Here is an 8630-nt window from a genome sequence, read left to right on the forward strand (position 1 = left end):
CGCGGCGATCTTGCCGAGCGCCGCGCGAATGAACTTCTGGCCGCCGAATCCCGGATTCACGGACATGATCAGGATCATGTCGACCTTGTCCATCACATAGTCCAGGTAGGAGAGCGGCGTGGCCGGATTGAACACCAGCCCCGCCTTGCAGCCGTGGCTGCGAATGAGCTGCAGCGAGCGGTCGATATGCTCGGAAGCCTCGGGGTGGAACGTCACGTAGCTGGCACCGGCCTCGATGAAGTCGCCGATCAGCCGATCCACCGGCTTGACCATCAGATGGCAATCGATCGGTGCGGTGATGCCGTGCTTGCGCAACGCCTCGCACACCATCGGCCCCATCGTCAGGTTGGGGACATAATGATTGTCCATCACATCGAAATGGATGATGTCGGCCCCCGACGCCAGCACGTCGTCCACCTCCTGGCCCAGGCAGGCGAAGTTGGCGGAGAGAATCGAGGGGGCAATCTTGAAGTCGCGCATGAGCGGGGATCCTTGTGCTGGCTGGCTTCTGTCGCCCATTCTAGCGCACGTGCCTCGATCTAGCGCACGTGCTTCGACGATGGGCAGGCCGGATGCAAAACCGCCCCGCTGGCAGCACCAGCGAGGCGGTTCGGCTTACCTTTAGCCGCGGTTCAATCCACGAAATCGGGCTTGCTGCTCTGGCGATCCTCCGGCAGTTCCTTGCGGACGTACGCGACCTGATCGGCGTGCTTAGCACGGGAATCAAATGCCCAGGGACGACATTCGTGACGAATAATTCCTATACTGCGCATGAGGTTAAGCCTGCCGCAAAGCAGGCTTCACGATTCAGACCAGCCACGACAACAATCGCATTTCGAGGGTAACCGCATGCCGAGACTCACCCCTGCCAAGCACACTCCTCGCCGGGTCGCCGGACTCTGCGTCTTCTGCCTGACATTCGCCTACTCGGTGACCTCGCTGGGCCAGTCCGCCATTCTCGAGGGCGAACGCTTCCATCCCCAGGTCGGTGAGCACGGCATGGTCGCCACCAGTCACTACCTCGCCTCGCAGATCGCCCACGAGGTTCTCGAGGAGGGCGGCAACGCGGTCGATGCCGCCGTCACCGCCGGTTTCGCGCTGGCAGTGACCCAACCCCGCTCGGGCAATATCGGCGGCGGCGGCTTCATGCTGATTTCGGACGAAAAAAGCGACAAGGTCATTGCCATCGACTACCGCGAGAAGGCCCCCGCCGCGGCTTACGAGACCATGTTCCAGAACGAGCAGGGCGAGGCCGTCTCCGAACTCTCGCGCTATACCCACAACGCCTCCGGCGTGCCCGGCACCGTGGCCGGCCTGGCGCTGGCGCTGGACCAGTACGGCACGATGACGCTGGCCGAGGCGCTGGCGCCCGCGATCAAGCTGGCGGACGAGGGGTTCATCATCCCGCCGCGCTTTGCGGAAGGACTCGAGCAGTCCCAGGATCGGCTAAAACAGTGGGATTCGACGCGCAAGGTGTTCTACAAGCCGGACGCCTCGCTCTATCGTGCCGGCGAGCGATTCCGCCAGCCCGACCTGGCCGCGACGCTCGAGCGCATCGCCGAGAACGGACCGCGTGAGTTCTACGAGGGCGAGACGGCACGCCTGATCACCGCCGAGATGCAGAATCATGGTGGCCTGATGACGGCACAGGATCTCGCCGGCTACCAGCCGACGATTCGCGAGCCGGTGCACGGCAACTACCGCGGGTTTGATGTCTACGCGATGAGTCCGCCCTCCTCCGGCGGCGCGCATATCGTGCAGATGCTCAACATCCTCGAGGGCTATGACATTGACGCCATGGGTTTCAACTCGGCGCGGACGATCCACGTCATGAGCGAAGCGATGAAACGCGCCTACGCCGATCGCGCCGAATACCTGGGTGACACCGATTTCGTCGATGTGCCCCTCGAAGGCATCACGTCCAAGGCCTACGCCGAGGAACTGCGCGGCCAGATCGACCTCGACCGGGCCACGCCCAGCAGCGAGATCGCCGCCGGCGACCCGCTGCCGTACGAATCCAACGAGACCACCCATTTCTCGATCGCCGACGACAGCGGCCTGGCGGTTTCCAACACCTACACCATCAACTTCAGCTACGGCTCGGGCATCGTCGTCGACGGCGCCGGTTTCCTGCTCAACAACGAGATGGACGACTTCTCCGCCAAGCCCGGCACCCCCAATGCCTACGGCCTGATCGGCGGCGAAGCCAACAAGATCGAGCCCGAGAAGCGCATGCTCTCCTCGATGACGCCGACCATCGTCAAGAAGGACGGCAGGAACTTCCTCGTGACCGGCAGCCCGGGCGGCTCACGCATCATCACCACCACGCTGCAGGTGGTGATGAACGTGATCGACCACGGCATGAACATTCAGAGCGCGGTCAGTGCGCCACGAATCCACGACCAGTGGTTGCCGGACGAGATCCGCATCGAGGACGGCATCAGCCCGGATACCATCGCCCTGCTCGAAGCCATGGGCCACAAGATCAGCCAGCAGGAGGCGATGGGCGCGGCGCAGTCGATCCTGATCGAGGACGACGGCACCTTCACCGGCGGTGCCGACCCGCGACGCTCGACCTCTTCGGCGATGGGCATTTGAGCCATGAGAGATGCCAGGCCTCGGATCGGCTCCGTGCAGCATCGCGCGGACGACGCCGGGCGGTGGCCATGCTGACCGCACCCGTTCGGCACATCCTCTGCCTGCTGGTGATCGCCGGCATGCCACTCGGCGCCGTCGCCCAATCGACGGGCGGCGAGCGCATCACGCTAGCCGCCAGCGAACCCGAGCGCGTGATCGAGGCTCGGCTAAGCGGCGACCAGACCGCCGAGTACCGCGTCGCCGCGCAGCAGGGTCAGATCCTGTCCGTGGATCTGAACGCCTCCCGCGACAGCGTCTACTTCAATATCAAGTCGGCCGACGGCGGCGAGTTCCTGTTTGCGGGGATGATGGCGGGCAACGTGGCGGATGTCGCCCTGCCAGCATCCGGCGACTATCTCGTTCAGGTGTTTCTGGTCCGCGCGGCCGCACGGCGTGACGAACAGGCGAGCTATACGCTGACCATCGCTGTCGGCGAACCGCGCGATGCCCCGACGGCCGATGCAAACAGGGGCAGCGCCGCGCCGGCAAAAGCCAACCGGCCCGATGAGATGGACGGGCCGAGATACTGGCAGGTCGAGCTGGACGACGCGACGACCAGGCTCAACGTGCGGTCGGGTCCTGGCCAGCAGTACGCCGTTGCCGGCCAGCTGGCCAATGGCGAAACGCTCGAGAGTCTTGGCTGTCGCCTGAACGGCGCCGACCGCTGGTGCCACGTTCGCGCCGCGGACTCGGGGCTCCGCGGCTGGGTCGCCGGGCGATTCCTGGTCGAGGGAAGCCAGCCGCCGGCATCGAGCCCCGCGACAGGCAACACCGAACTTCAAGGCCTGAACAGCAGCGACCACGACTTCGATGCCACGGGTACGGTCGACTGCGAGCTGGAACCGGGCCAACCCGCACAGCTCTGCCCTTTCGGCGTGATTCGCGACGGGCCCGGCAATGCGGGCATTTGGATCGCCATGCCTCCAGGCCAGGATTCGGAAGACTCGCTGCATATCCTGTTCGAGACCGGCATGGTGACCGCAATCAATAATGGCGGTAATGGCAGCGCGGATTACATCGCCAGAAAAATCGGCGATCACTACCAGATCGATACGGGCATGCGCCAATTCGTGATTCCCGAGGCCGTCGTCTACGGCCAGAAGGCCAAAGCCAATGACGACACGGTTGACGAAGATGCGGTTGATGGCGACTCGATTGATGACGGTGCCGGAGATGACCAGGCCGCCAATGATCCTCGAGGCGGCGGCTAGCTGCTTCGGCAGGCGTCCCAGATGCCCATCGTCCTGATCGCCATTGCCGAGTGGTTCGGTACCGCGCTGTGGTTCACGCCCAATGCCGTGATCGGCGACCTCCAGACCGCATGGGATCTCGCGCCGGCCGACCTGGGCTGGCTGACCGGAGCGGTTCAGATCGGCTTTCTGGCCGGTACGCTCGGAATCGGCCTGAGCGGACTCGCCGATCGCGCCCCCGCCAGTCGCCTGTTCGCGCTGTCGTGCCTGATCGGCGCGCTCTCCAACGCGCTGTTGCCCTTCGCGGGCGGGTTATGGCCAGCCGTGGGGTTGCGCGTGATGACAGGGCTGTCGCTGGCCGGCATCTACCCCATCGGGATGAAACTGATGGTGGGCTGGGCGCCAGGACGAGCCGGACTCGGGCTGGCGTGGCTGGTCGGCATGCTGGTGCTGGGCACCGCGATGCCCCATCTGCTGGCCGGGATCGACTGGGGAGGCAACTGGCGGATGACGCTGTGGTTTGCCTCCCTGCTGGCGTTGCTGGCGGCGGCCATCGTCTGGCGCTTGGGCGACGCGCCTCCCCACGGACCCAATTCCCCACCCCCAAGATCACGCCTGGCCGGACTGGCCGCCTTCGGCATCGCCGATTTTCGCCGCGCCGCCAGCGCCTACTTCGGGCACATGTGGGAGCTATACACGCTCTGGACGCTGATTCCGCTGCTGCTGGTGACGGCGAATCCCGAACTCTCCCCACGGGCGCTGTCGCTGTTGGCGTTCGCCCTGATCGCCGTCGGCGCCCCCGGTTGCTGGCTCGGCGGCTGGTTGAGCCAGCGCCTCGGGAGCCGTCGGGTCGCGACCCTGGGGCTGGCCGGCTCGGCGGTGGGCTGCGCGCTATACCCCTGGCTCGCGCCCCATCTCGGTTTCGTCGCGCTGGTGACATACCTGGCGGCGTGGAGCCTGCTCGCGGTGATCGACTCCCCGCAGTTTTCCGCCCTCTCCGCCAATGCCTGCCCCGCCGCCTTGGTCGGTAGCGCATTGACGCTCCAGAATGCCATCGGCTTCGCCATCTCCGCAGTCTCGATCGGCCTGCTGGTGCCGTGGCTTTCCGCGCTGGAAGCGACGATTGCGTGGTGGCTGCTACCCGGCCCGCTGCTGGGTCTGGTCGGCCTGAAGCGTCTGGGGAAGCCACCGGGCCAGGGACGACCACGGTGACCAGCGAATCGTCCGACTTGCGGTCGTGGGAGCTTATAGAGTTACCGCGCAAGGTTATATAAATTTGTTCTAAGTAAACGAATTGTCATTCCATTAGGATTTATCTAGCCTTGCCGGCATCGCTAATAATCCGTAGGGAACAGACTCATGCTCGGGCTTTCCAGACCTCGCTCGCTATTCGCCGCCTCCGCCTTCGGACTGACCCTCGCTCTAGGCGCCCTGTCGCCTGCGCAGGCCCAGGACGAACCGCGGGAGCTGCTCAACTCCTCCTATGACATCGCCCGCGAACTGTTCGCCGCGGTCAATCCGAAGTTCATCGACTGGTGGCAGGCGCAGCACGACGAGAGCGTCAGCGTGAAGCAGTCCCATGGCGGCTCCTCGACCCAGGCGCGCTCGATCATGCAGGGACTGCGCGCCGACGTGGTGACGTTCAACCAGGTCACCGATGTCAACGTGCTCGCCGACGCCGGGCTGGTCGCCGAGGATTGGCAGGATCGATACCCGAACAACGCTTCGCCCTACTACTCCACCACCGCGTTCCTGGTGCGCAAGGGCAACCCCAAGCAGATCGAGAACTGGGACGATCTGGCCCGCGATGACGTCTCGCTGGTGTTCCCCAACCCCAAGACCTCGGGCAACGGACGCTACACCTATCTGGCGGCCTGGGGTTACGCCGATCAGGCCTTCGATGGCGACGAGACGAAGATCGAGGACTACATGAAGACGTTCCTCGGCAACGTCGAAGTGTTCGACACCGGCGGCCGCGGCGCGACGACGACCTTCGTCGAGCGCGGGATCGGCGACGTCCTGATCACCTTCGAATCCGAGGTCAACAACATCCGCAACGAGTACGGCAAGGACGACTACGAGGTGGTGGTGCCGCCGGTCAGCATCCTGGCCGAGTTCCCGGTGGCGGTGGTCGACGAGTACGCCCAGCGCAACGGCAATGAAGACCTGGCCAAGGGCTATCTCGACTATCTCTACACCGAGGAAGCGCAACGCCTGCTGGCGGGCTTCAACTATCGCGTCAACGACGAGAAGGTGGCCGCCGAGTTCAGCGACCAGTTCCCGGAAACCGAACTGCTGCGCGTCGAAGACGTCTTCGGCAGCTGGCCGGAAGCGATGAAGACGCACTTCGCCAGCGGCGGTGAACTGGATCAACTTCAGCGCCGATGATCGCCCAGGCCCTCTCGCGGAGCCGCGAACGCCGGGTGCTGCCAGGCTTCGGCCTCTCCCTCGGCATCTCGCTGACCTTCGTCTCGCTGATCCTGCTGCTGCCCCTGACCAGTCTGGTGGGGCAGCTGTCGCAGTTGAGCTGGTCGCAGTACTGGTTTCTGATCACCGATCCCCGCCTGCTGGCGAGCTACGCCGTCACGCTATTCGGCGCCGGGGTCGCGGCGCTGTTCAACGCCGCGTTCGGCTTGCTGATGGCATGGGTGCTGGTGCGCTACGAATTCCCCGGTAAACGCCTGGTCGACGCGCTGATGGACCTGCCCTTTGCGCTGCCCACCGCTGTTGCCGGCATCACCCTGGCAACCCTCTACTCCAGTAACGGCTGGATCGGACGGTTGCTGGAACCGTTGGGAATCTCGGTCTCCTACACCTGGATCGGCATCGCCCTGGCGATGGCCTTTACCAGCATCCCCTTCGTGGTGCGCACCGTGCAGCCGGTACTGGAGGACCTGCCCGCCGAGGTGGACGAAGCCGCGATGACCCTCGGCGCCAGCGACGGCCACGCCTTTCGGCGCGTTATCCTGCCCTATCTATGGCCGGCGCTGGTGACGGGTACCGGCCTCGCCTTCGTGCGCTCATTGGGCGAATTCGGCGCGGTGATCTTCATCGCCGGCGGCAAGCCCTACGAGACCGAGATCACCTCGCTGATGGTCTTCGTCAAGCTGCAGGAGTACGACTACGCCGGTGCCTCGGCAGTGGCGTCGATCGTTCTCGCCACCTCGCTGGCGCTGCTGCTGGCGATCAACCTGTGGCAGGGCCGCTTCATCAAGCGACTGCATGGAGGGCGCGGCTGATGATTCGTATCGGTGACGCACCACGTGTCCGCCGACTGCTGATCGGCATGGCGCTGGCGCTGACGGCGCTGTTCCTGCTGCTGCCGCTGGTGGCGATCTTCGCCCAGGCATTGATGAGCGGCATCGACGTCTATTGGCAAAACCTCAGCAATGCCTACACCCTCTCCGCCATCGCCCTGACCCTGCTGGTGGCGGCGATCACGGTGCCGGTCAACCTGATCTTCGGGGTGTTCCTGGCCTGGCTGGTGACGCGCTTCGATTTCCCCGGCCGGCGCCTGCTGCAGACACTGATCGACATCCCGTTCGCGGTCTCGCCGGTGGTGGCGGGCCTCGTCTATCTGCTGCTTTATGGCCGCAATGGCTGGCTCGGCGGCTGGCTCGACGCCCACGATATTCAGATCATGTTCGCCTGGCCGGGCATCGTGCTGGTGACGCTGTTCGTCACCTGCCCGTTCGTGGCGCGGGAGCTGATTCCGCTGATGCAGGCGCAGGGCTCTCGCGAGGAGGAAGCCGCGGTCACCCTCGGCGCTTCCGGCTGGACGATCTTTCGTCGCGTGACGCTGCCGAACATCCGCCATGCGCTGCTCTACGGCGTGATTCTGACCAACGCCCGCGCCGTGGGTGAATTCGGCGCGGTGTCGGTGGTCGCCGGGGCGATTCGTGGCCAGACCAACACCCTGCCGCTACAGGTCGAGCAGCTCTACCAGGACTACAACACCGTCGGTGCCTTCACCAGCGCCTCGCTGCTGGCACTGCTGGCACTGCTGACGTTGGCCGCCAAGGCCGCACTCGAATGGCGCGCCGCGCGCCGGGAGACCGCGACATGAGTATTCGCATCTCGCAGATCGACAAGACTTATGGGCGCACCCGCGCCCTGGAGCCCATCGATCTCGATATCCACGATGGCGAGTTGATCGGGCTACTCGGCCCTTCCGGTTCCGGCAAGACCACGCTGCTGCGCATCGTCGCGGGCCTGGAACAGGCCGACGGCGGCTCGATCCACTTCGGCGACCGCGACGTGACCCGGGTGCACGTGCGCGACCGGCGCATCGGCTTCGTGTTCCAGCACTACGCGCTGTTTCGCCACATGAGCGTGTTCGACAACGTCGCCTTCGGTCTCACCGCCATGCCGAGGGCCACGCGGCCCTCCAGCGGCGAGATCCGCTCGCGGGTCATGCAACTGCTGGAGATGGTCCGGCTGCAGGATTTCGCCCAGCGCTTCCCGGCTCAGCTCTCCGGCGGCCAGCAACAGCGCGTCTCACTGGCCCGCGCCCTGGCCCTGAAGCCCGACGTGCTGCTGCTCGACGAGCCGTTCGGCGCACTGGACGCCAAGGTTCGCCAGGAGCTACGCCGGTGGCTGCGTCATCTCCATGAAGAACTCCACTTCACCAGCCTGTTCGTGACCCACGATCAGGAAGAGGCGCTGGAGCTGTCGGATCGGGTGGTGGTGATGAGCAACGGCCGGGTCGAGCAGATCGCCACGCCGGACACCCTCTATCGCCAACCCGCCAACCAGTTCGTGTTCGAGTTCCTGGGAGACGTCCACCGGCTCGAGGGCGATGTC

At 65.1% G+C, this 8630-nt stretch carries 8 protein-coding genes; 7 read left to right on the forward strand and 1 reads right to left on the reverse strand.

The features are described from left to right. Positions 1-480 (reverse strand): ribulose-phosphate 3-epimerase (rpe, locus tag AC3AYF_RS10155; RefSeq protein ID WP_487779699.1); only part of this gene is annotated, 480 nt, incomplete at its 3' end. A 369-nt stretch (positions 481-849) separates the two neighbouring features. Here rpe and ggt point away from each other — a divergent pair. From ggt to AC3AYF_RS10190, 7 genes are all read left to right on the forward strand, one after another. Next, positions 850-2598: a gamma-glutamyltransferase gene (gene ggt / locus AC3AYF_RS10160; RefSeq protein ID WP_295036179.1), complete on the forward strand. Its 1749-nt coding sequence runs from the start codon at positions 850-852 to the stop codon at positions 2596-2598. Between the two features lie 68 nt (positions 2599-2666). Beyond that, a complete protein-coding gene (locus AC3AYF_RS10165; protein ID WP_295036200.1) occupies positions 2667-3848 on the forward strand; it encodes an SH3 domain-containing protein in 1182 nt (393 codons plus the stop codon). Between the two features lie 21 nt (positions 3849-3869). Beyond that, positions 3870-5039, forward strand: coding sequence for an MFS transporter (locus AC3AYF_RS10170; RefSeq protein WP_295036178.1), 1170 nt, complete (start codon positions 3870-3872; stop codon positions 5037-5039). Positions 5040-5186: 147 nt separating this feature from the next. Continuing rightward, positions 5187-6215: a thiosulfate ABC transporter substrate-binding protein CysP gene (cysP, locus tag AC3AYF_RS10175; RefSeq protein WP_149435613.1), complete on the forward strand. Its 1029-nt coding sequence runs from the start codon at positions 5187-5189 to the stop codon at positions 6213-6215. Then, on the forward strand, positions 6212-7066 hold the full coding sequence (gene cysT, locus AC3AYF_RS10180) for a sulfate/thiosulfate ABC transporter permease CysT (RefSeq protein WP_295036177.1): 855 nt from the start codon (positions 6212-6214) through the stop codon (positions 7064-7066). Before cysP ends, cysT begins: the two co-directional genes overlap by 4 nt. Next, positions 7066-7893: a sulfate ABC transporter permease subunit CysW gene (cysW, locus tag AC3AYF_RS10185; protein WP_295036176.1), complete on the forward strand. Its 828-nt coding sequence runs from the start codon at positions 7066-7068 to the stop codon at positions 7891-7893. The genes cysT and cysW overlap by 1 nt, the downstream gene beginning before the upstream one ends. Continuing rightward, positions 7890-8630 (forward strand): sulfate/molybdate ABC transporter ATP-binding protein (locus tag AC3AYF_RS10190; RefSeq protein WP_487779700.1); only part of this gene is annotated, 741 nt, incomplete at its 3' end. The genes cysW and AC3AYF_RS10190, both read left to right, overlap by 4 nt.

The sequence above is a fragment of the Salinicola sp. genome, assembly GCF_982684285.1.

Excerpts from the sequence above, each read along its gene's own strand:
- ggt (WP_295036179.1), top strand. The coding sequence starts at position 850 with ATGCCGAGACTCACCCCTGCCAAGCACACTCCTCGCCGGGTCGCCGGA.
- AC3AYF_RS10165 (WP_295036200.1), top strand. The coding sequence starts at position 2,667 with ATGCTGACCGCACCCGTTCGGCACATCCTCTGCCTGCTGGTGATCGCC.
- AC3AYF_RS10170 (WP_295036178.1), top strand. The coding sequence starts at position 3,870 with ATGCCCATCGTCCTGATCGCCATTGCCGAGTGGTTCGGTACCGCGCTG.
- cysP (WP_149435613.1), top strand. The coding sequence starts at position 5,187 with ATGCTCGGGCTTTCCAGACCTCGCTCGCTATTCGCCGCCTCCGCCTTC.
- cysT (WP_295036177.1), top strand. The coding sequence starts at position 6,212 with ATGATCGCCCAGGCCCTCTCGCGGAGCCGCGAACGCCGGGTGCTGCCA.
- cysW (WP_295036176.1), top strand. The coding sequence starts at position 7,066 with ATGATTCGTATCGGTGACGCACCACGTGTCCGCCGACTGCTGATCGGC.